Here is a 22,969-nt window from a genome sequence, read left to right on the forward strand (position 1 = left end):
TTCAGTCGTTCTCAAGCTCCGGAAGGTGCGGTTCGAGGTGGACGACCACCTCGATGACGTCGGAGAATTTCTTCATGATCTCGGCTTCCACACGATGGGCGAGAACGTGGGCCTTTTCCAAATGCATCTGGGGATTGACATGAATGTGGAGATCGACGTAGATGTGGTTCATGCTCCCGCGGGTGCGGACGGCATGGCACTCTTCGACCCCGTCGAGTTGCATCACCAGGCCGTGAATCTCCCGCGGATGGATTCGGGAGTAGTCGGTCAAGACCTTTGAGCTTTCCATCAAAATCTGCATCCCGACCTTCCCGATGATGAAGGCGATGACCACCGCGACAAGCGGATCGAGGATCGGATAGCCGGCCCAGCCGGCGGCGAGGCTGACGATCACCGAGAGAGAGGCGAAGACGTCGCTTTTGGTGTGCAATGAGTCGGCGATCAGGACTTCGCTCTTGAGGAGATCCCCTTTCCTTCTCTCCCACCGACTGATCGAGAGGTTCATCCCAATCGTCAGAATCATGATGATGAAACTCGTCGCCGTCACCTCGGGTGTGATTCCATCCTGAAATCGGGTGTAGCTGCTCTTTAGGATTTCGAAGCATCCGAGAAAAAGGAAAACAGAAATGCAAAACGAGGCGAAGGTTTCAAACTTGCGGTGGCCGTAGGGATGGGTGTCGTCCGGAGGGCGGGAGGCGAACCAGACGCCGACCAGCCCGATCACATTGGATGCCGCGTCGAGGAAGGAGTGAAACCCGTCGGCCTGCATGCTGATCGAATCGGTCCAATATCCCCAGAACGACTTCGCGAGCGCGGTCAGAAGATTCAGACCGAGGATCACGATCAAGATCTTCTTGACCTGGCCGGTGTTCGTTTCTACGGTTCTAGGCATCGTTGGTTGCGCTTCCTTTTAGGTCTTAGGAGGGAGAAGGTTCCGTTTCCCGTTCCGGCTGGCGCGCCGCCGTCGGCAGGGTGAAATAGAAGGTGCATCCCTCTCCGGGCGCGCTCTCGCACCAGATTTTTCCATTGAGATGGCTGATGATCTCGCGGCAGATCGCCAGCCCCAGGCCGGTTCCTTTCGGCAGGCCTTTCTCGGGCCGGGCCACTTGATAGAATTTGTTGAAGATCTTCGTTGTCTCACTCTGCGGCAGGCCGATCCCGGTGTCGCGGATACCGGCGAGGATCTCGTCCTCCCCGGAGCGCTGGGCAAAGAGAACGATCTGTCCCCGTTCCGTAAATTTGATCGCGTTGGAGAGGAGGTTGTTCAGAACCTGAATGAGGTGGTCCCGGTCGCCCAAAACGGGCGGAAGATCGGGTTCGGTCTCGACCAATAGGGCAATCTTTTTCGGATCGACCAGCGAATGGGTGGCGCGAACCGTCGAATCGATCAGGTCGACCAGATCGAGCGGCTCGACCTTCCAAGCGATTTTTCCCGCCTCGATCTTCGAGATATCGAGCACGTCATTGATCAACCGGATGAGACGATCGGACTCTTGATTGATGATCTGTAAGAATTCCTGCTGTTTCTCGGCGGCGATGTCTTGGTAGGAGAGGAGAATTTCGATGAAACCTTTGATGGAGGTCAACGGCGTGCGAAATTCATGGGAAACCTTCGAGACGAAATCGGACTTCAACTGATCGACCTTTTTGGTTTCTTCATAAAGCCGGATATTCTCGACCGCGACGCCGATCTGATTTCCGATCGCCACCAGAAGTCCCAGATCTTGACGGATGAAGGGCTGAGAGGTCCGGTCAAGGAGGGTGAGTGTCCCGAGGATTTTTCCCTTGGAGCGGATCGGGATGGTGATGAAGTTGGGATAGGGGGTCTCCTTGAACGGCACCTCTTCGAGCGACTCTTCGATGGAGGAGATCGGCACCTCCTTTTCAATCACCTGACGGTAGAGAATTTCGCTGTCCTTTTGTTTTTGGTCCGGATCCAGCCCGTCCGCTGAAAAGCCCCGGGTGGAGGTCAGCCGCGGCGGTCCTCCGGCCTCTTCCAGCAGATGAATCATCCCCGCCTCCGTGCCGAAAATTTTGAGAACGGTGGAAAGCGCCTCATCCAACAGCTCTTTCAGATTGAGCGATTTGCTGAGGGTTGAAGCGATCATGTAGAGGGCGGAGAGCTCTTTGTTCTTTGCCGCCAGATCATGGGTTCGTTGCGCGACCTTCTGTTCGAGCTGGGTATAGGAGACTTTGATTTTGGCCGCCATCTCATTAAAGTCGGCGGCCAACTCCTCGATTTCATCGCCGGTCCGGATATCGAGCTGCGCCTGAAGTTCGCCCTGGGCGATCTGTTTAGCGCCCTTTCGGAGCTGCATGATCGGCTGAACGAGCCTTCCCGTGGCATAGGAGATGAAGAATGCAAGCAATCCCATCCCGAGGAGTCCGATGCCCGCAACCCAGGAAAGGAGGGTCTGGATCGGGGCGTAGGTTTCCTTCGGGTCTTGGCTTGTGAAGATATACCAGCGGTGGCCGCCGAAGCTCCCCCGGATGGCGGTTGGAACGACGACCGGGGCGAAGCCGTTGATCGATCGCTCTCCCGGGTGGTGAACATCGGCATGGCTGCTTCCCCATCCGGGTTGCGGTTGCGTGACCTTTTGAACCAACTCCGGCTCGAGAGTGTGGTTTTTTACAAGGAAGATCGGGCAGAAGAGAAGGTTGCCGTCCGAGCCGGCCAGCATCGTATGATCGGTTTTGGCGAGTTTGACCTGGGTGACCAGTTCAAAAAACTCCTTGACCGATTGGACCATCAGGAGGACGCCGATCGGCCGGTCTCCCTTTAAATCGTAAATCGGGGTCGCGATGGAGAGGGTATACATGGTCGGAACGTTTTTAAAGGGACTGCTCATCTCGATATCCGAGATATATTGTTTCCCTTCCGATACGTTGAGAACGTTCTCCCACCAGGGTTGATCTCCATAATAAATCTCCATCGGCTCCGCGGTCGCCGCCACGACGATTCCCTTCTCGTCGATGACCAGCGTTCCCAAATCTCCCTCGGTCCGTCCCGGTTTGAGATGGAATGTTTGCAGGTGGTGGGAGGCCGGGTTTTGCAGCAAATGCGCGGCGAGAAGGGAGCGGGTCGACTCATCGCTCCATTCGGCCCGCATGTGAGCCACCCGGTCGGGGTGCTGTTTCGGCGGGGGAGGATCGTACGCTCGGTTCGATTGGTGGAGAATATCGAGGATGTCCGGCGAGGAGGTGAAGGCGTAAGCTTCTTCGACGTGATGTTCCAGAAGCCGGGTAAAGTTCTTGCTGGTTTCTTCGGCGGTATGCTGGAATTCCAGGCCGATGCTTTTTTCGATGGCGCGCTTGCCGACGATATAGATCACCGTCAGTCCCAGGACCCATGTCAGCCCGGCGATCAAGAGGATGGAAAAAATCATCCGGGCCTGAAAACTTCGGGTGATTTTTATCATGCGTATGTTGTCCCGGGACTAATTTCTACGTAAAAATCGGGGCGCGTAAAATGTCCTTATTCTATCATTCAAGGTGGGAGATGTCAAAATGACAGGGAGGCATCTCTGATTTGAATTTACCCTTTGTTTCTGTTAGTCTTCGTCCGCTTTATGAGGGTGATCGGATGTCGAAAGAGGGGAAAAGAAGACTGGTTTTCGGGGTCACCCTGCTTCTGATCGTGGGACTCACGTATGCGATCGGCCGGAGGTTGGAGTTCCCGACGGTAAAGATCGAGTTCGATACGGCCCTCTCCAAACTTCCGTTCTATGCGGCCTACTCGACACTCCGAATGCTTTTCGCCTATTTCATCGCGTTTTTGTTTTCCGTTTCCTACGGCTACATCGCTGCAACCGTGAAGAAAGCGGAAGGTCCCATGATCGCCGTCCTTGACGTCCTCCAATCGATCCCCATCCTCGGGTTTTTCCCGGTGGCCGTTTTTTTCTTCGTCAATCTTTTTCAGGGAAGCCGGTTGGGGGTGGAGCTTGCGAGTGTCCTCCTGATCTTCACGTCGATGGCATGGAACATGGCCTTCGGCACGTACGAATCATTCAAAACCGTTCCGAACGATCTGATCGAGGCCGCCGACGGGCTCGGCCTTCAAGGTTGGCCCAAATTTAAAAAGGCCCTCTTTCCGATCTGCATCCCGCGGTTGATTTATAACAGCATGATCTCCTGGGCCGGCGGCTGGTATTTTCTGATCGCCTGCGAGATTATCGCCATCGGTTCGATCCGGTATCATCTTCCCGGTTTGGGGAGCTTTTTGATCGAATCGGTCGAGGAGGGAGAACTGGGGCGGACCTTTTATGGATTGTTCGTGTTGATCGTGATCATCGTCCTTCTCGATCTTTTTATTTGGAGGCCGCTCTCGGTTTGGGGAGAAAAATTCCGATATGAAAACATTTCCGCGGAGACGGCCCCTCCCGAATCCTTTGCGCTTCAGTGGTACCGCAGGCTCCGGGTGACGAAGCGATGGCGGAGGATCAGACGGTTTCTTGCAGGACCGATCTTCCTCATCGATCCCCGCCGGTATCTTCCGCCGACCGGGAAAAGGCTGGTCCAAGAAACCCGCAAGCGAATCTGGCCCCGCCTCCGGAAAGGAATCGGTTATCTCCTCCTCGGGGGGCTCTTCCTCCTGATCGGGTGGAGCTTCGTTCTGCTTGTGAACGGATTGGGGCAACCGTTTCCTGCCGAGGCGAGGCAAATTCCGGTGGCCCTTCTCGCCTCGTTTTTGCGGTTATCGGTGGCCTATCTGATCGCGCTCTCCTGGACCCTTCCGGTCGCCTTCTGGGTGGGAGAGAATCCGCGCGCCCTCCGGATCGTCACCCCGATCGCCGAGATCGGCGCGTCGATTCCGGCCACGGCCCTTTTCCCCTTCTTCATCGTCTTGGCCGTTCATGTGCTGGGAGGGATGAACGGCGCCGCCATTCTATTGATCTTGACCGGGATGCAATGGTATCTTCTCTTTAATTTGATCGGGGGGGTTCAAAATATCCCGGGCGACCTCAAAGAAGCGGCAAAGGGGTTGGGGGTTTCAAGGTGGCTCTATTGGAAGCGGCTTTATCTCCCGGCCATTTTTCCCGCCCTCATCACCGGGAGCATCACCGCGTGGGGAGGCGGGTGGAACGCCCTGATCGTTTCGGAATATGTCGTCTATCAGCGCGAGATTTATTCCGTGACCGGAATCGGGGCGATGCTCGACCGGGCGATCTACGAATCCGGAAGCGGGCAGATGATCTTGTTGTCCCTGGTGACAATGGTTCTCGCCATCACATTGATCAATCGGTTTTTCTGGAGAAGGCTTTTTATCTATGCCGTAGAGCGGTATAAGATTGACTATTAAAATGGATCTACTCGAAGTCGAAAAGGTTTCCAAGTCATTTCATCAGAACGGGACCCCGATGCCGGTTCTGAGAGAAGTTTCTTTCAGCGTCAGGGAGGGGGAGTTTGTCGCTTTGGTCGGTCCCTCCGGCTCCGGAAAGAGCACCCTTTTGAGAATCATCAACGGCCTGATTCCCCCTACGGAGGGGAGGATCCTCTATCAAGGCAGAGAGCTCCGCTCCGTTAATCTCGATTCGGCGATCGTTTTCCAATCGTTCGCGCTTTTCCCTTGGTTGACCGTCTTGGGAAATGTCGAATTGGGCCTTGAGGCCCGCGGGCTTCCGATCGAAGTGAGGAGAAAGAGGGCGATCCACTTTATCGAGAAGGTCGGGCTCGACGGTTTCGAAGAGGCCTACCCGAGAGAGCTCTCCGGAGGGATGAAACAGCGGGTCGGCATCGCCCGCGCCCTGGCCGTGGAGCCGAAGCTCCTCTGCATGGATGAGCCGTTCTCCGCGCTCGACCCCCTCACCTCGCTGGCGTTGCGGGAAGAGGTTTTGATGTTGTGGGAAGACAAGTCGATGCCGGTCAACACCATCATCATGGTAACCCATATTATTGAAGAGGCGGTCTTCATGGCCGATCGTGTCTTGGTGATGTCGACCCATCCGGGGACTCTGGTGGCCGATATCCCCATCGACGTGCCCCGTCCCCGCGACCGGAAAGATCCGGTCCTGAGTGAATTCAGTGACCGCATCTTTTCGTTGATGGCATAAAACAGCGATCTGTATTCGGCTTCTTGGGTCCTCGAAGCCGAGATCGATCGCTTCTAATAGGAGAGGGTATGGAAGTGGAACCTTTGCCCCACGGTGTTTCGTCGAGCAAAGTGATTGGATTGTTGGAATACCTGGACGACCATCACGGGAAAGAAGACATCTACAAGTTAGCCGAGGCGATTCATTATGAATTGGGAGAGCTTCTCGCGGTGATCAAAATGGCCGAAATGCTCGGCCTGGTGGAGACTCCCGGGGGAGATGTCGTCCTCACCGATTTGGGGCGAAAGATTCTCAAGAGCAAGGTCGCGCAGCGGAAACTGATCATCCGAGAGCAATTGAAGAAGCTGAAAATCTTCCAGCACCTCATCGAGACCTTGCAGAAATCGGAGGAGGGACGACTCAGCCGGGATGTTGTTTTGGAAGAGCTCGCCCGTCTTTATCCCCATGAGAATGCCGAGGTGCTCTTCAAGACGATCGTGAATTGGGGACGGTATGCCGAGTTGTTGGGATACAATCCCGACACGCAGACCCTCTACCTTGACGAGGAGTCCTTTCCGGCCCGGCCTCAATAAAACGGCTTGTATCGCCCCCTGTGATTTCGGGAGGCGCTTTTTTGTCTCCGTCTCATCGTGATGGGTTTCTTCCCACCTTATCTTATCTATAGAAAAGAAAGAAGCGCTGCGCTTGCGTCGCGCTACACGTCCCGTGTGATCTCTTCCCATAAGATTTGTAAAGGCCGGCCGCTTTTTCGGGCGAGCCGGCGGACATCTTCGAATTCGGGCCGCTTCCGAACCACCCGTCCGTTTTGAGAAGCGGTTTTCACCCGGATCGATCCGTGGGGGGTCTTCTCCGTTCGGATCTCCCGCTCCAGCTTCTTCCGTCCGACCCGGAGGATCCGAGCTCCCAACGTAGTCGTCTCCGTAAAGAGGGTCTGGAGGAGATCGTGTTGTGCGGAGACGGGACTGAGGAGGGTGATCAGGATTGCCGGCCGGCTCCGCTTCATAATGATCGGGGTTAAAAAAACATCGAGCGCGCCGGCCTGGAAGAGGGTTTCCATGACATGTTCGTACATCTGCGGATTCATATCATCGATGTTGGTTTCGATCTGGACGATTTCATCTTCGGAGAGGGGAGACGCTTGAAGGCCGATAAAAAGCCGGAGGAGATTCGGCGTCGTCCGCTCGGCGCTTCCCGCGCCATAGCCGATTTTCTCGACAGTCATTTGGGGAAGAGAAGTAAACGCCGAAGCAAGGGTGGTGATGATCGCGGCGCCGGTCGGGGTGGTCAATTCCCCCCGCAGGCCGGTGGCATAGATCGGCGTCCCGCGAAGGAGGGCCGCGGTGGCCGGCGCGGGGATCGGAAAAAGACCGGCCCGGGTTTCGACTTCCCCGGTCCCGACGTGGATCGGAGAGGCGATGATCCGATCGATCTTCAGGAGGGAGAGTCCGATCACGGCGCCGGTCACATCGACCAGGGTGTCGACCTCGCCGACCTCATGCAGATGGGTCTGATGGCGTTTTCGCCCATGCACCGCCGCTTCGGCTTTGACCATGCGATTGAAGATCGACAAGGCCCGATCTTGTACCGGCTCGGAAAGGGCGCTTTTGCGAATCTGGCGCTCGATCTCGGGAAAGGTCGTCAAAGGCGGTAGATTTTTCCGGTTGAGGACATCGACTTTTGCGGCCGAGATTCCCCCTCGGCGGACGCGATGAACCTCGATCGCACAGCCGGGAAGTTTTAGCTTGGAGAGCTCTTTCTGAAACGCGTCCGGATCCAAGCCTGCGTCGATCATGGCGCCGAGGATCATATCTCCGCTGATCCCGGAGAAACACTCAAAATAGGCGATTCGCATCTGTTCCTTCTCTTTTTTATTCCGCAATCCGAATTCTTTTCACGTTTAACGAATAACGAATAACGTTTTACGATTTTTTATTTGTGGGCAATGAAATCGGCAAAGTCGGCCTCGATGCTCGTCATGATGCCGATTCCATAGGCGTCCTCCGGAGGAAGTTTTCCATCGTGGAGCCGCTTGAAATCCTCCAGGACGTTGATCTTCTCGGTGATCCACTCCCCGGCCCGGTCCGGGCCGCTTCGGACGACGATGGTGGAAGCGCCGAAGAACCCGCCGGAGGTTTCCTCTCCGGCCGGCGCCAGGCTGCTCCAGAGATACTTCGTAATCACGGGGATGCCGAAGAAATCGCGGTCGAGAGAGACATAAATGGAGGCGCGTCGTTCCTTCTGCGGATCGACCGGGACGTTCTTCATCCGCCACTTCCAGCTCAGAAAGGGATATTCATTCGGGTTCCATTTCATCTTCTTGAAGATCCGGTTGGGCCGCCCGCTGGCCGAGATGTAAAAACCGTCCCCCTCCTTCTTAATTTGGTAAACCTGGGCGGGATCGGGGTTCTCATTTTGCGCGATCCATCCTTTCGGCAGTCCCTTCTCATCCGGGTTGGAGAAGTCCTCTAGAACGACGGAGGCGGGTTTTTCTTCCGCGAAGCCGTTTATTGAATGGAGGGAGACAAACAGACTAAAGAGAATGAAGAGAGCGCTCCGTTTCATGGCAATCCGATCTCCTTGAATAAAATTGATTCGGAGCACATCATATCAAAAGCCGGGGAGGATTGCCAAGGTGTCTTGTTACGATTTGCGGTCTTTTAAAATCCGGTGGGCCAAGATCGCGGCGCCGAATCCGTTGTCGATATTCACGACCGCGAGACCGGCGGCGCAGGAGTTGAGCATGGTGAGGAGGGGAGCGATCCCGCCGAAGCTTGTTCCGTAGCCGATGCTGGTCGGGACGGCGATGACCGGTTGACCGAAGAGCCCGCCAACAACGCTCGAGAGGGCGCCGTCCATTCCGGCGATCACGATCATCAGATCGCTCTTCTCGATTTTCTCCCGCTGGTCAAGGAGACGGTGGACCCCGGCGACGCCGACGTCGTAAAAGGGGAGGACCCGATAACCGAGCAGTTCCGCGGTGACCTTCGCTTCTTCGGCGACCGGAAGGTCGGCGGTCCCGCCGGTGAGAAGGGCGATCTCCCCCGGCCGCCGCGCGACGCTCTTCTTTTTCAGGACGATCGTCCGGGAGAGGGGGTTGTGCTCGGCCTTCCGGAGCTTCTTGAGGATCTTCCGAGCCAGCGCCGGCTCCACCCGGGTGGCAAGGACCGGAACTTCGGAAGCGTCGAGCTTCTGCAGGATCGTCAGAACCTGCGCCTCGGTTTTGCCGGGGCAGAAGACCACCTCCGGCATCTCTTGCCGGAGAGTTCGATGGTGATCGAGCCGCGCGAATCCCAACGACTCGTAGGGGAGATGGCGTAATCTTTCAATCGCCTCTTCAATCGGGCGTTTTCCCTCCTGGACCTCTCTCAACAACTTTTCCAGTAAATCACGATTCATGGGCGGCCGGTCCTGTTCCGATGACACTATGGGCGATGGAGGTGATGTGCGATGTAATTCGTTTTAAGTTGGTCAGAATATCCAAGTGGATGGAGCTCGAATCGATCGTCTCGGAGATCCCCTCATGGAGGCGGCGGATATGAGAAGCCGAGAGCTCCCGCTCCCGCTGGCGGATGCGGTTTTTCTCTTTGATGACCTGTTCGGCCATCTCCAGATCTTGCCGCTCGAAAGCATTGATCGCCATATCGAGATCATCCGAGATCAGCTTGTGAAAGTCGATCAGCTCCCTCAGGCCGACCCCGGAGAAGCGGCGGCCGCTGTAGATCCGCTTTCGCGCCAGCTCGATCAAGTTTTTGTCGATGATGTCGCCGATATTTTCGAGGTCCTTCGTCAGATCCAAGATCGCGATTTCCCGGTCGGACTCGTCGTCGGTCAACGCATTTTGCGAAAGCCGGGTCAGGTAGAGTTTGATTTCCCGGTTGAGATGATCGACCACCTCTTCCTGCCGTTCGATCTCTTCGAGGAGCGATTCATCGTTTTCGGTGAAGATGCGGGGAACCTGTTTGAACATCCCCTGAACGAACCCTGCCATCCTCAACGCTTCGCGCGCCGCCTGCTCCAAGGCAAACGAAGGGGTCCCCAAAAGCTGGGGATCGAGGTATTTCGGCTTGGCCGGATCTTCATGAGGGGGCGGAGGGCTCACCAGCCATGAGAGCCCGCGTGCGAGGGGATCGGTCAGGGGAAGGAAGAGGGCGGCGAGGCCGAGATTAAAAAAGGTGTGGGCGTTCGCGATCTGGCGGGGAAGGGTCGATGCCGTTTCGGTGATCCACGATGCGAACGGAGAGAGAAACGGGTAGATCAACAGGGCGCCGATCAGCTTGGAGAGAACATGGGCCATCGCGACCCGTCTCGCCTCGACCGAGGCGCCGAAGCTGGCGAACCAGGCGGGGGCGGAGGTCCCGATGTTCGCCCCCAAGATAATCGGCAAGGCGCCCTTCAATGTGAGGAGTCCCTCTCCTCCCATCGCCAGGGCGATTCCGAGGGTCGCGGCGCTGCTGTGCAGAAGGGCGGTAATGGCCGCCGCCACGACGATTCCAATCAGGGGAGCGTCCTCCACCGATCGCAACATCTCCTGAACCCAGGGCTGGGACTGTATCGGCCGCATTCCCTGGGTCAGCATGTCGAGCGCCAGAAAGATAAATCCGAACCCCAAAATGGCGATGCCGGCCGATTTGGCTTTTTTCCTTTTTGCCATCGCCTGGATCAGGAAACCGGCGGCGATAATCAGCGGCGAGAGCCGGTGGATCTGAAATGCAATCAGCTGGACGGTGAGGGTCGTTCCGATATCGGCCCCGAGGATGATCGGGATCGCCTGGGAGAGGGAGATCAAACCGGCGCGGGTCAATCCCACCAGCAAGATGGTCGTCGCGCTGCTGCTCTGCATGACGGCGGAGAGAAAAGCGCCGAATCCGGTCGCCAAGATTTTATTGCGACTGACGGAGCTGATCAAGGATCTCAGCCCTTTTCCGGCCAGATCCTGAAGGCCGCTTCCGGCCAACTGAAGTCCGTGCAGGAGAATGGCGATCCCTCCCGCCAGGAGAAAGAGGACAAAGAGCGCCGATCCGATATCCTCCGTCATCGCTTCTCTCTCGTCCGCTTGACCTTCAGCGGGATCTCTCCCCCCCGCGCGATCTTCATCAGATCCATCACCGCCTGTTTGATCGGTTTTCCTTCAAAAAGAATTCGATGAATCTCCCGCACGATCGGCATCTCGACCTTGTATTTCAGCGAGAGGGCATAGGCCGATTCGGTGGTATGGACTCCTTCCGCCACCATTTGGGTCTGCTTGAGAATCTGGGGCAAAGGGACCCCCTTCCCGATCTCCTCGCCGACCCTTCGGTTGCGGGAGAGCGCGCCGCTGCAGGTCAGAAAGAGATCGCCCATGCCGGAGAGGCCGTAAAAGGTGTTGATATCGGCTCCCATCGCAAGGCCGAGGCGGGCCATTTCGGAGAGACCCCGCGTCATCAAGACCGCTTTCGTATTGTATCCGAAGCCGAGCCCGTCCGAACCGCCGGCGGCCAGTGCGATCACGTTCTTGATCGCCCCTCCGAGCTGGACGCCGATCAGGTCGGCGCTTAAGAAGAGCCGGAAGAACGGGGTGGAGAAAATATTTTGAACGCGTGCGGCCAGACGCGTGTCGGCGGCGGCCAGGGCCACGGCGGTCGGGTGTTCAAGGACCACCTCTTTCGCGAAGCTCGGTCCGGAGAGGACGGCGATCCGGTCTGCATTTTTTCTCTGAAGGGCCTCGCGGATGACCTCGGAAATCAGCTTCAGGCTCTTTCGCTCGATCCCTTTGGTTGCGCTGATGATCGGGATTTCGGGGGAAAGAAAGGGACGCATTTGAACCAAGACGTCGCGAGCGACATGGGAAGGGACGGCGAAGAGGACGTACCGCGCTCCCGAAAGGGTTTTCGTCAGATCCGAACTCGCGGAGAGGTTTCTCGGAAGGGAAAACCCGGGAAGGTAAAGGCTGTTTTCATGCCGACGTCGAATTGATTCGGCGACTTCTTTTTCGTAAACCCAGAGGGAAACCGAATGACCTTTTCGGGCCAGCAGACCTGCCAGCGCCGTCCCCCAACTTCCTCCGCCGATGACGGCAATGTTCATGTTTTCTCCATGTGATCGGGCCGATTGCAACTAATCCTATTGCCTTTTCAAAGCCTTGTCAAGAAAGAGAACGGTTTTCGCGATCATCGATTGCGCACGCGGGAGCGACCGATTCGTTCCTGCCGGGAGGGGTTCATTCCGTTTCGAGTCCGCAGCGCACCCCCGTCTCAGGGGCCGGTTCCTCAGGCCGGGTCGATCGCATCGCCTGATGGAACCGCATGAAAGGAGGAATGCCCGATCCGGCCAGAACATTGACAAAACTCAGTAATGGGATAAACTCTTTTCCGGTATTTAACTAAATAGAAGCGAATGTTCCCGATTTTTGCATGGAGGATCTCACCCGATGAAATCGAAGATCATTCTTGCGGCGCTGATGTCGTTGTTTTTTACTCAGGGGGTTGGCGTCGCCGAAGAGACCGAAGCGGTGGGAGAGGAGATTCTTTTCTTCGAGATGGAGGCCCGTCAGCTTACCATCGCAACCAAGCATCTCCAATCGGTCCGGGAGGCGCCGGCGATTGTGGCGGTCGTCACCGGGCAAGAGATCCGGAACATGGGGGCGAGAGATCTGCTCGATATCCTCCGCCGGGTTCCCGGGTTCGGCGTATCGATCAACCACCAAGGAAGGACAGAGTTCGAGATCAGAGGAATCAAGAGCCAGGATTCCGAGCGGATGTTGCTCCTCATCGACGGCGTTTCCGTCAATGAGCTCGTTCACGGCGGATTGGCGACGGCGATGATGCAGATTTCGGTCGATCACATCAAACGGATCGAAATCATCCGAGGCCCCGGCTCGGCGCTGCACGGCTCCAACGCTTTCAGCGGGGTGGTCAATGTGGTGACGAAGCGGGGGGCCGACATGATGGGGGTGACGGTGTCCGGAGGACGGGGGAGTTTCGATACAGACACATTCAGCATCGAGGCCGGAAAGCGGTTTGCCGATCTCGACGCGGCCTTCTTCCTGAATTACCGCCGGACGGACGGTCCGAGGCGCGAGGTCCCGGTCGATTTCCTGGGGAATTCGGGGATGACCGATTTCCGGATCGAGCGGCTCGACACCGGGTTCAAGATCGGGTACAAAGACCTTGCGCTCAACACACGGTTGATCCGGTTGGATCAGGGGCCTTACCTGGGGGCCCTCTTCGCCGTCAACGACGAGTCGGACCTCGATACTTGGTACTATTTTTCCGACCTGAGCTACCGACACGGTCTCGGTCAGAACGCCCACGTCACCATCAGGACGTACGTGGAGCATGCGATGGAAGACTTTTATTGGGAACTCCTCCCTGAAGGGAGCGGTCCCTTCACGGATGGGATGATCGGCAGCCCCTCCGGCAAGGAGTTGGAGCGAGGGGTGGAGGCGCAGTTCGACTACCGCCTGATGGACTCCCATCGGCTGACGATCGGCGCCGTCACGGAACGAAAACGGCTCTATGATACCCGACACATCGCCAACTTCGATCCTCTGACCGGCGCCCCCCTCGGCGCGACTTTGGACATCACCGACGATGGAAACTATATTCAGGACAAGTCGAGAGAGATCTGGGCGGTTTATCTTCAGGACGACTGGAGTGTGACCGAGGAGGTCAATTTGGTCGCCGGCGTTCGGCACGACCGCTACTCCGATTTCGGCGCGACGACCAATCCCCGCGTGGCGGCGGTCTGGCGTTCCGGAACGTGGGATGCCAAGCTGATGTACGGAACCGCCTTCATGGCCCCGACTTTCGGTTCGCTTTATTTTATCAACAACCCGACCTTGCTCGGCAATCCCGACCTTGATCCCGAGGAGATGCAGACCTATGAAGCGAGCATCGGTTATGTCGCGGGCGAAACCGAGGGACGGATCAGCTATTTCCATAACGACTTCGATCAAAAAATCCAGCTGCAACTACAGCCTTCCGGAGCATCTCAATTCGTGAACCGGGGCGGGGCGATCGTCCAGGGGGTCGAGATCGAGGCGAAACACGCGTTCGGCCTGCTCGGCGCGCTCTACGGGAACTACACCTATCAAAAGACCGAAGACGCGGAGACCCATCAGGCGCTGGCCGACGTCGCCGCCCACAAGGGGAACGTCGGATTCGATCTTTATTTTCTGAGGCACTTCAACGCCAATGTCAATCTCTTCATGATCGGGAAGAGACCCAGGGCGCCGGGAGACCCCAGAAAAGATGCCCCGGGTTACGCGCTCCTCGATGCGACGGTGATCGCCAAGGAGCTCATGAAGGGGCTGGAGCTTCGAATGTCCGTTCACAACCTCCTCGATAAGGCGTACGCAGATCCGCTTCCCGCCGTGGTTCCGGGGGATCTTCCCCGGGAGGGGAGGGCGGTCATGGTCGAGGCGTCGTATCTGTTTTAGGCGGCGGGAAGCGGATCGATAATCTCCGACGCTCTTTGATGGAGGTCGGTTTTCGGTCATGGCGTTTTTTTCGTGATCTAAGGATCTCTTGCTGGTGTTCGGATCTTGTGTTAGACTTACCGGCAAAAAGGATGATCCTTATGTTGGAAGCCGTTGTTTTTGTTGTCGGATTGCTCATCGGCAGTTTTATTAATGTCTGCATCTATCGCGTACCGAGAAAAGAATCGATCGTTTTCCCTGCTTCCCACTGCACTTCTTGTGAGCAACCGATCCGGCCTTATGACAACATTCCCCTCGTGAGCTTCCTCTTTTTGAGGGGACGCTGCCGATCCTGCCGGGCGCCGATCTCTTGGCGTTATCCATTGGTGGAATTGGTCCACGGCCTTGGCTACCTCTTTATCCTGCATCAATTCGGTCCCTCTTTCGCGGCAGTCATTTATGCGCTCTTTTTCTCCTCTTTAATGGCGGTGACCTTCATCGACCTTTCTCATCAAATTGTACCCGATGTCATCACCCTTCCCGGGATGGTCCTCGGCCTTCTCGCCGCCTCGACGGTGCTCCCCCCCGGTCCGATCAATTCGCTCATCGGCCTTTTTCTGGGCGGAGGCCTTTTTTACCTGGTGGCGGTTTTGTCGATCGCGCTCTTGAAGAAAGAGGGGATGGGGGGAGGCGATATCAAGTTGATTGCGATGATCGGGGCTTTTCTCGGCTGGAAGGGAATGCTCCTGACGATCTTCTTGGCCGCGTTGTCCGGCTCGGTCATCGGCCTGTTCCTGGTTCTCGTTCGAGGGCAGAACCGCGCGGAGCCGATCCCCTTCGGTCCGTTCCTGGCGCTGGGAGCGATGGTCAGCCTTTTCTGGGGGCCGGAAATCCTTCAATGGTATTTACTCCTCGGCCGGACGTAAGGCATCGATCCGGATCGGATGCCTCTGAGTTTTTTCCTCATGTCCGGGCGGAGTTCGTTCGAACGCCTATTTAAGGAGACAGGTGCTCATCCCTACAAGCCGACCGCGTCAAATTCGCTTTTTTGCTTTCCTCTTCTTAGGGCTATTCTTATTATTCCTGGTTCTCTTCGCGAGTTATCGCCTTCTGCAATTTCGCGCTTTTCAATCGGCTCTCGAAGCGAGTGATCGGGAACGGCTGAAACTTCTCGGAGATTCGGTTCAGCCGGTCTTATTGGGCTCTCTCGATCAGGTCGGGAAAGACCCCGCCTTTCTTTATGATGTCGCTGCGGAGAGGAACCTCAAGCGGATCATTCTCGCCGATTCCGACGGCACCCTTCTGGCCGATTCTCATCGTGAGATCAAGACGAAGGAGAAGATCCCTTCCGGGAAAGGGGGCGCCGCCTGGCGGACCGCGCTCGCGGGGGAGATCGTCATGGAGACGGCGGAGGAGGCGTCTGGAGAGTTTGTCGGAAAGATATGGCTTCCGTTGAACGGCCGGGCGGCCCAACTCCTCGTGACGCTCCCGTCGAGGACCGATCCAAAGGCCCGCCTGCTTCTTTTGTTTATGAATGTGTTTGGAGTGATGGGCGCCGGAATGTTCGGATATTATTTCCTCCGATTGTTCATGGTCCCTTCGCCCTCGTACTTTCATGGCGTTCCTGAAAACCCCGCCACAGAAACGGGATTCGTCATCCACACGTTTCAGGGTCTGATCCAGCAATTAAAACAGAAAGAGCTAGCGCTGGAGCAGTTGAAGGGAAGGGCGGAAGAGTACGCAAAAAACGTCGAAAGCTATAATGAAAATATTCTTCAGAGCGTCACCAGCGGTGTCTTGACCTTTAATTGCGAACGGAGGATTACCACGTTCAACGCGACGGCGGGGATGATTCTTCATCTCTCTCCCGAGGAGGTCCTCGGGAAGTCGTACGAAGCGATCTTCGGAGGGGAAGAGAAGATCACCCGCCTGCTCCAGGAGACGGTCGATCTGGGAAAAGAGGTGGCGCGCGAAGAGTGTGAGGTGGAACGATCGGACGGAAGGAAAATCTGGCTGGGGCTGAACACTTCCGTCCTTCGGGACCGAAATAATTCGACGATCGGCGCGACCCTGGTTTTCACCGACTTGACCGAAATGAAGATGTTGCAAGACCAGGTGGAGTTGAAGAAACGGCTGACCGTGATGGGGGAAATGTCGGCTTGGATCGCCCATGAATTTAGGAATTATATGGGGACGATCTTGGGCTTCTCCCGGCTCCTTTCCAAGAAGATCGAACCGAACGACCCGCGCCAAGAGATGATCAAAGCGATCATGGCCGAGCTCTCCGCGATGGAGCGGTTGATTACGGAGCTTCTCTCATACGGCCGGAAGACGGTCATCCATCCGGTGACGACCCCCCTTGCCCCGCTTATCGAGGAGTTGAAAGAGCAGTTTGTTTCATCGGGAGGTTATCCCCATGTCCGGTGGTTTCTTTCATTGAAAGAGGCCCCTGAAATCGCCGTTGATCCGACCCTCATTCGGCAGGCCTTTTCCAATTTAATTCAAAATGCCTTGGAGGCGATGGAAGGGACGGGGGAGATCCATATCCGTATTTCGAATCGGCCGGCGGGGATGCTGGCGGTGAAGATCTCCGATACCGGGCTCGGCATTGCCAAGGAACACATCGATAAAATTTTTCTCCCGTTTTATACCACCAAAGAGAAGGGAACCGGTTTGGGGCTGGCCCTGGTCCATAAAATTATCCTGGCGCATAACGGACAAATATCGGTAGAGAGTACGGAGGGGAGCGGAACCGTTTTTACGATCCACCTGCCCCTTCAGATGTCTCCCCTCAAAATCAACGAGCCCTGATGGAGTAATCATGGAAAACATTTTAATCGTCGAAGATCGGGAAAGTCTCGCGCAGATGCTCTCGCAGGCCCTCACGGGGGCCGGCTATCAGGTTGTCTGGGCCAAAGACGGCCGCGAAGGGATCGCCAAAATCAGAGAGGGGAAGATCGACCTGGTTGTGACCGATCTGAAGCTGCCCCATAAAAGCGGCCTCGATGTCCTCCACGCAGTGAAGGAGCAGAACACATTTATCCCGGTCATCGTCATGACCGCCTACGGAAGTATCGAGACGGCGGTCAAGGCGGTGAAAGAGGGCGCTTACGATTTCATCGCCAAGCCGTTTGATCCCGACCACCTTTTGCTCCAAATCGAAAAAGCATTGGAGAAACAGCGCTTGGTGACGGAGAATATCATTCTCAAGGAGGATTTCACCAATCAGCTCCGGTTCCCCAAGATTATCGGAAAGACCCCCGCTATGAACCAGGTGGTGGAGCAGATGCGGAAGGTCGCTCCGGGGAAAACGACGGTTCTCATCGGCGGGGAGAGCGGGACCGGGAAAGAGCTCTTCGCCCGCGCCATCCACATGTTGAGTCCCCGCCAAGACAAGACCTTTGTCGCGATCAATTGCGCCGCCATTCCGCATGACCTTTTGGAAAGCGAGCTCTTCGGCCATGAGCGGGGGGCGTTCACGGGAGCGGTCGGGAAAAAAATCGGAAAGTTCGAACTGGCCGATAAGGGAACGATCTTCCTGGACGAGATCGGGGAGATGGACCTGTCGCTTCAGTCCAAGCTGCTGAGGGTCCTGGAAGAAGAGGAGATGATGCGGGTGGGGGGGACCGTCGAAGTGAAGATCGATGTCCGTGTGGTGGCGGCGACGAATCGTGATCTGATGCAGCTGATTCAGCAAAAGACGTTCAGAGAGGATCTCTACTACCGCCTAAATGTTTTTCCGATCGTCATTCCACCTCTTCGCGACCGCCGCGAGGACATTCCGGCCCTGGTCGATCATTTTATGTCTTATTATTCCAAGGAAATGAAGAAAGAGGTGAAAAAAGTCTCCCCCGAGGCGATGGATCTGTTAATGACCCACCCCTGGACCGGGAACGTCCGAGAGCTGCAGAATTCCATCGAGCGGGCGATTATCCTTAGTGACGGGAACGAACTCCTTCCCGAGCACTTCGGTTTGAAGACCAGGGCGCCCGGCGATTTCTCTCTTCGGGATGTCTCGATCGAAGGGACCCTCCAAGAGGTCAGCGAGAATGTAACGCGCCTGGTGGAATCAAAAATGATTCGAAAAGTTTTAAATGAGACCGGCGGGAATAAAACCCGCGCGGCGGAGATCCTGCAGGTGAGCTATAAAACGCTGCTGACAAAGATCAAAGATTACGGTTTGGAGAAAGGAGATGCATGATACCTTCTGAATCTTTCTGAATACAATCAGCCGGGGGACTGTATCTGTTGAGTCCTCCGGCTCTCCCCTTCTTAAAGACCTTCCTCGACGATCCTCTATCAAAAGCTTTTCATTTTCTTCGATTTGTGATACTTAGGTGTCTCCGATTAAGTTGGCACCCTTGTTGCTAATGCTCTTCGAGTATCAGAGAGATCACTCGGAGGGAGCGACATGGTCCACTTATCCCAGAAAGGTTACACCTTGATTGAAACGATGGTGGTGTTGGCGATTACGACCTCTTTATCAGTGGTGGGGGTTGCCTCGTTCTCCAACCAAATTGCGCACAACCATCTGACCGACGCCGGCCGCCAGATCATTTCTGATTTGAGACTGATTCGTCAGAAGGTGATCGCGGAGGGGATTGCCGGCCCGATTCAGTTCCATCCGGACGGTCGAAAATACAGCGTCCCCGGTATAGGGGAGCGGACCCTCCCCCCGCAGATCCGGTTCGGTCTCAGAGAGGGGGTCCCACCTCTACCCGATGCCGTCCTTCCCGACGATGGGATCAGCTTTCGGGAGAATACGATTACTTTCCAGCCGAACGGAACGATCACGGGGCTTGGCGGGACGGTGTACCTGACCAACGATTCGGTCCATCATGAAACGGTTGCGGTCTCCGTCGTCACCACCGGGCGGGTCAAAATTCGAAAGTGGAATGGAAATGCGTGGCGTTGAAAAGGACCAGATCGGCTTCTCGCTCCTTGAGGTTCTCATCGCAATGTCGATCCTGTCGGTCGGGCTGCTCGGCGTGATCGGTTTTTTCGAAGTCGGCTTCAAGGCGCTTCGGGCCGGAAACAGGCAAGGTCTTGCGGTGCAGTTGGCGCGAGAGAAGATGGAAGCGTTTCGCTCCGCCGATCCGTCCCTCCTCTCCGGGGGACAAGATGAACCGGAAGGAATGGCAAGGCGTTGGACGATTGAGCGGAGCGGGAGAGATCCGAGGATCTGGATCGTCGAAGTCCAGGTCGATTGGGGAGGCGGCCTGGCGCCGAACCGGACCGTTTTGCTCAAAAGCTTCGTGTTCCATTAACGGGGACGACGATGTGCCGAATCTCGCAGAATGAGGAGGGGGCGACCCTGATCGAGCTGTTGTTCTCTTCGATCATTCTCATCGTCGTGACCGCCTCCTTTTATCGATTGCTTCTTGCATTCTACCAAAACTACCAGAACCAGGAGGAGATCGCGGAGATGCAGCAGCAGGCGCGCGTGGCCGCGGACCTTTTGTCGAGGGAGATCGAGGTGGCCGGATACGATCCGACCGGATCGCTCTTTCCGCCGGAAGGTCTCCCGAACGAAAACAAGCTGACCAAAGCGATGAGTCGGGTTGGTTGTGAACGGAGGGCCCATCCGGCCGAGCGAATTCTGGAGGCGACCCCTGTCGTTTTTCACTTTTTGGCCGACCTGAATGGAAACGCCGTCCTTGATGATTCCATCTCCACACGAAAGGATATCGATGAAGATGTCCGTTATGAATGGGTCGGAGCGAGCGGGATCGATTCCTGCGGGATTCGAAAAGCGCCGTTCACCCTCTACAGGGATACGGGAGGGGGCGGAGGGGGGCAGGAGGTCGCTTTTTCGATCGATCAATTTAAATTGGTCTATTTTGATGAACAGGGGCGGGCTCTTCCCGAACGGGCATTGAGTCAAGACGAGCGGACGCGCGTTCGAAAAATCGGGATGACGCTGCGCGCCCGGTCGGAGCGAAGAGATCCGAACAATCCCTCCGGCGGAGGCTTCCGAATGCGCCACATCACGTTCGAAGTGCGGCTGAGGAATATGTAGATGGAAGACCCCTTTGGAAGATGTGTGAAGAATGAAAACGGGACGGCGATTTTTGCCGCCCTCATGCTCCTGGTCCTCGCCACCGGGCTTGGATTACTTGCGTTCCATGTTTCCACAGGGGAGCTTCAGATCTCCGCCTATGCCGGCCGTGCGCTTGCATCGACCTATCTGGCTGAATCGGGGGTGGAGAAGGTTCTCTCCTGGGTGGCCGAACCGGCCCGATCTCCCGATCCGCCGTTTTTCGCCGAACTGCCGACCCGGCGCTGTGACGGGGAGAGGACCTCTCCTGATTTTCAGCTCTCGGAGGCGCACATGGACGATCACGGAGAAGGCCCCTTCGCCGAAATAAGCGAGCGGGGGAAGATCGTCGATCTCCGCCTCTACAAACCGTCTCATCCGGAGGGGATCTGCACGGTTCAAAGCGGGGCGGTCGCCGGGAAAGGGGCGGCGAAGGTCGTCCAGGTCGAGATTGCACGAAATCCGATGCCGCCGATCACGGCGGCGATTCAGGGGTTCGGCGAGACGGGGGTCTCGGCCCCGGTCTGGGGACACTGGGGCCCGATCCGCTATGCCGGAGGGGTTCGATTGGGCCCGCGTCCGGAACGAATTCCGACGATCAATCCGATCCTCTCGCCGCATTCCCATCCTTATAGGGAAGAAGGGTTGAACGAGGATCCGGTCGTGGAGATTCATATTGAAAGGGGGATTACAGGCCCTCCTATCGGCCGGCGTCCCAATGTCTATGAAAACGACAGCGCCGTGCGCCTTGATTCATTCACGCCAAACCAATTAACCGAGATCAAAAATTTCATCAAGAAGCGGGGAGGCTACTATGTCGTCTCCCCGTCGGGCCGCCTGGAGCAAAACGGGGCCGACCGGGGAGAATTCGACGAAGTATTCGGGAACCCTGGAGGTGAATATGCTTTGGCATGGATCGACGTTCTTCCCGGGTACAGCCGCTCGGGGCCGATCCGGTTGGGCCGGAAAAACTATAAGGGATATTTTTATTTTTCCGGAGACATTCAAATTGAAGACGAGCGGTCTCAGATCGGAATGACGGTTCAGGTCCACGCGCATCCATGGTCCGCCTCGCATCCTTTCCCGATTGCGCTCGATTATATCCGGCTTGATGGGTTTTTCTTCACGCCGGGTGCGATTGAGCTGCAAGGGCCCTTCGCGGCTTACGGGGCCGTCTATGCAGGGCAAGGATTCACCGGCCCCGGCGCGGAAAATTTACAAATTTGGTATAACAAAGATTTTGCTTCAGCCGCTTATTCGAGCATCCCCCCGCTGATCCGCCTCAAGGGTACGTGGCGCTATATCCCGCCTGATATGTAACCGATTACATAGTGATTGGATCCTTCGATTCCCATCCCGAAGATGTATTCACCCTCCATTCTTTTTCCGAGATGCCGCAATCGTTTGTTTTCATGTCGAAAATATGAGTGATCCTATTCCGGAATAGCTGGTATGGGAGTTGCACAACTTATCGATCAACCAGGGAGAATAACGGATGGACCGAAGAGGATTTACCCTTTTGGAAATCATGGTTGCGGTGGCAATCCTGACGATACTGGTCGCGATTGCGATCCCAAATTATCAGGTCTGGGTCAGCAACCAAAGACTCCGGTCGGATTTGGCGCAACTGGAGGGGGATCTTCACGCGGCTCGGATGGCGGCGATTAATCGGGGCGCCGCGGTGACGGTTCTCTTCAATACCCCGGCCGCCGGTCAGTACGTCCTTTTCTTCGATAACGGAGCAGGTGGAGGGACGGCCCGAGACGGGGTCAGAAACGGATCGGAACCGTATCTCTCGAAAATCGGCATGGACGATTCCGCCGTTCAAGCCAGGGAGCTCTCTCAAGGGATCTCTCTTTCCCTTCACAACTTGGCAAGCAATGCCCTTGGAACTCCGTTTCTTCTTTTCAACGGAAGGGGAATCCGACAGCTCCCATCGGGGGGTAATCCGGGCGTCGAACTGAGGAATGCGGAAACTAAAAAGTACTGTACGACTGTCACGTTGGTGGGGGATATCAATGTCAGCAACGCCGCATGTTAATGCACGGGTAAGCGGAAGGAACAGAGACGAAAGGGGATTTACCCTTCTCGAGGTCTTGATCGCGGCCGCGATACTCGGTTTTGGGCTCCTGGCGATCGGGACCGGTGAGACGATCACTGTCGGAACCGGCCGCACGGCCCGCGAGATCTCCTTCGCGACAGCTTCCGCCGAAGATATGTTGGAGCGGATGAGGCGAAACCAGGCCAATGTCGCCGCTTACAACGGTTTCGATACGGGGAATGCCGGCACCAGGCCGGGCTCGGCCGGCATGGCCCGTGACGACTATGACGCCTGGAAGGCGCAGATTGAACAATCCCCTTATGGACTGGCGGGAGGGAGAGGAACGGTGGCGGTCGCCGCCGGGCCGATCTCGACCATGCAACAGGTGACGGTCACCTTGACGTGGGGCGCTCGGACGGTAGCCGTTCAAACCATTTTCTAGTGAG

20 protein-coding genes are annotated in these 22,969 nt (G+C 56.4%); 13 read left to right on the forward strand and 7 right to left on the reverse strand.

Annotated elements, in window-relative coordinates:
* Position 1: 1 nt before the first annotated feature.
* Together MNODULE_RS15050 and MNODULE_RS15055 are read right to left on the reverse strand one after the other, a co-directional pair.
* Complete coding sequence (locus tag MNODULE_RS15050; RefSeq protein ID WP_168061344.1) at positions 2–892, reverse strand: cation diffusion facilitator family transporter; 891 nt, start codon at positions 890–892, stop codon at positions 2–4.
* Between the two features lie 25 nt (positions 893–917).
* Complete coding sequence (locus MNODULE_RS15055) at positions 918–3,419, reverse strand: ATP-binding protein (protein ID WP_168061346.1); 2,502 nt, start codon at positions 3,417–3,419, stop codon at positions 918–920.
* Between the two features lie 164 nt (positions 3,420–3,583).
* Here MNODULE_RS15055 and MNODULE_RS15060 point away from each other — a divergent pair, with 164 nt between their 5' ends.
* From MNODULE_RS15060 to MNODULE_RS15070, 3 genes are all read left to right on the forward strand, one after another.
* A complete protein-coding gene (locus MNODULE_RS15060; RefSeq protein ID WP_168061348.1) occupies positions 3,584–5,299 on the forward strand; it encodes an ABC transporter permease subunit in 1,716 nt (571 codons plus the stop codon).
* A 1-nt stretch (position 5,300) separates the two neighbouring features.
* The gene (locus tag MNODULE_RS15065; protein WP_168061350.1) at positions 5,301–6,050 is read left to right on the forward strand and encodes an ABC transporter ATP-binding protein; all 750 of its coding nucleotides are present in this window, start codon (positions 5,301–5,303) and stop codon (positions 6,048–6,050) included.
* 68 nt (positions 6,051–6,118) lie between these two features.
* Positions 6,119–6,622, forward strand: a complete 504-nt coding sequence (locus MNODULE_RS15070) for an AAA-associated domain-containing protein (protein WP_168061352.1) — start codon at positions 6,119–6,121, stop codon at positions 6,620–6,622.
* Between the two features lie 122 nt (positions 6,623–6,744).
* Here MNODULE_RS15070 and larC read toward each other — a convergent pair whose 3' ends face one another.
* The 5 genes from larC to MNODULE_RS15095 all read right to left on the reverse strand — a co-directional run bounded on the left by larC (position 6,745) and on the right by MNODULE_RS15095 (position 12,113).
* The gene (gene larC / locus MNODULE_RS15075; RefSeq protein WP_168061354.1) at positions 6,745–7,902 is read right to left on the reverse strand and encodes a nickel pincer cofactor biosynthesis protein LarC; all 1,158 of its coding nucleotides are present in this window, start codon (positions 7,900–7,902) and stop codon (positions 6,745–6,747) included.
* 77 nt (positions 7,903–7,979) lie between these two features.
* Positions 7,980–8,612 carry a DUF3047 domain-containing protein gene (locus MNODULE_RS15080; RefSeq protein ID WP_168061356.1) on the reverse strand — a complete coding sequence of 211 codons (633 nt, stop codon included), beginning with the start codon at positions 8,610–8,612 and terminating at the stop codon, positions 7,980–7,982.
* 78 nt (positions 8,613–8,690) lie between these two features.
* Positions 8,691–9,446, reverse strand: coding sequence for a nickel pincer cofactor biosynthesis protein LarB (gene larB / locus MNODULE_RS15085; protein WP_168061358.1), 756 nt, complete (start codon positions 9,444–9,446; stop codon positions 8,691–8,693).
* Positions 9,436–11,085 carry a Na/Pi cotransporter family protein gene (locus tag MNODULE_RS15090; protein WP_168061360.1) on the reverse strand — a complete coding sequence of 550 codons (1,650 nt, stop codon included), beginning with the start codon at positions 11,083–11,085 and terminating at the stop codon, positions 9,436–9,438. The genes larB and MNODULE_RS15090 overlap by 11 nt, the downstream gene beginning before the upstream one ends.
* On the reverse strand, positions 11,082–12,113 hold the full coding sequence (locus tag MNODULE_RS15095) for an NAD(P)H-dependent glycerol-3-phosphate dehydrogenase (protein ID WP_168061362.1): 1,032 nt from the start codon (positions 12,111–12,113) through the stop codon (positions 11,082–11,084). The genes MNODULE_RS15090 and MNODULE_RS15095 overlap by 4 nt, the downstream gene beginning before the upstream one ends.
* A gap of 343 nt (positions 12,114–12,456) precedes the next feature.
* Here MNODULE_RS15095 and MNODULE_RS15100 point away from each other — a divergent pair, with 343 nt between their 5' ends.
* The 10 genes from MNODULE_RS15100 (at position 12,457) to MNODULE_RS15145 (ending at position 22,965) form a co-directional block, all read left to right on the forward strand.
* Positions 12,457–14,466: a TonB-dependent receptor plug domain-containing protein gene (locus MNODULE_RS15100; RefSeq protein WP_168061364.1), complete on the forward strand. Its 2,010-nt coding sequence runs from the start codon at positions 12,457–12,459 to the stop codon at positions 14,464–14,466.
* A 140-nt stretch (positions 14,467–14,606) separates the two neighbouring features.
* A complete protein-coding gene (locus MNODULE_RS15105; RefSeq protein ID WP_202882226.1) occupies positions 14,607–15,371 on the forward strand; it encodes a prepilin peptidase in 765 nt (254 codons plus the stop codon).
* Positions 15,372–15,453: 82 nt separating this feature from the next.
* Positions 15,454–17,256 carry an ATP-binding protein gene (locus MNODULE_RS15110; protein ID WP_168061368.1) on the forward strand — a complete coding sequence of 601 codons (1,803 nt, stop codon included), beginning with the start codon at positions 15,454–15,456 and terminating at the stop codon, positions 17,254–17,256.
* A 10-nt stretch (positions 17,257–17,266) separates the two neighbouring features.
* The gene (locus tag MNODULE_RS15115) at positions 17,267–18,646 is read left to right on the forward strand and encodes a sigma-54-dependent transcriptional regulator (RefSeq protein ID WP_168061370.1); all 1,380 of its coding nucleotides are present in this window, start codon (positions 17,267–17,269) and stop codon (positions 18,644–18,646) included.
* Between the two features lie 210 nt (positions 18,647–18,856).
* Positions 18,857–19,360 carry a pilus assembly FimT family protein gene (locus MNODULE_RS15120; protein ID WP_168061372.1) on the forward strand — a complete coding sequence of 168 codons (504 nt, stop codon included), beginning with the start codon at positions 18,857–18,859 and terminating at the stop codon, positions 19,358–19,360.
* Positions 19,347–19,712: a type IV pilus modification PilV family protein gene (locus tag MNODULE_RS15125; RefSeq protein WP_168061374.1), complete on the forward strand. Its 366-nt coding sequence runs from the start codon at positions 19,347–19,349 to the stop codon at positions 19,710–19,712. The genes MNODULE_RS15120 and MNODULE_RS15125 overlap by 14 nt, the downstream gene beginning before the upstream one ends.
* A gap of 11 nt (positions 19,713–19,723) precedes the next feature.
* Entirely contained in the window at positions 19,724–20,464 is a 741-nt protein-coding gene (locus tag MNODULE_RS15130; RefSeq protein WP_168061376.1) for a PilW family protein, read from the forward strand.
* Between the two features lie 24 nt (positions 20,465–20,488).
* Positions 20,489–21,802, forward strand: coding sequence for a pilus assembly PilX N-terminal domain-containing protein (locus MNODULE_RS15135; protein ID WP_168061378.1), 1,314 nt, complete (start codon positions 20,489–20,491; stop codon positions 21,800–21,802).
* Positions 21,803–21,977: 175 nt separating this feature from the next.
* A complete protein-coding gene (locus tag MNODULE_RS24380; protein ID WP_181071080.1) occupies positions 21,978–22,523 on the forward strand; it encodes a pilus assembly FimT family protein in 546 nt (181 codons plus the stop codon).
* Positions 22,501–22,965 (forward strand): prepilin-type N-terminal cleavage/methylation domain-containing protein, encoded by a 465-nt coding sequence (locus MNODULE_RS15145; protein ID WP_168061380.1) that lies wholly within the window; start codon positions 22,501–22,503, stop codon positions 22,963–22,965. The genes MNODULE_RS24380 and MNODULE_RS15145 overlap by 23 nt, the downstream gene beginning before the upstream one ends.
* The last annotated feature ends 4 nt before the right edge of the window (positions 22,966–22,969 follow it).

The organism is Candidatus Manganitrophus noduliformans, assembly GCF_012184425.1.
GTDB classification, from domain to species: Bacteria; Nitrospirota; Nitrospiria; order SBBL01; family Manganitrophaceae; genus Manganitrophus; species Manganitrophus noduliformans.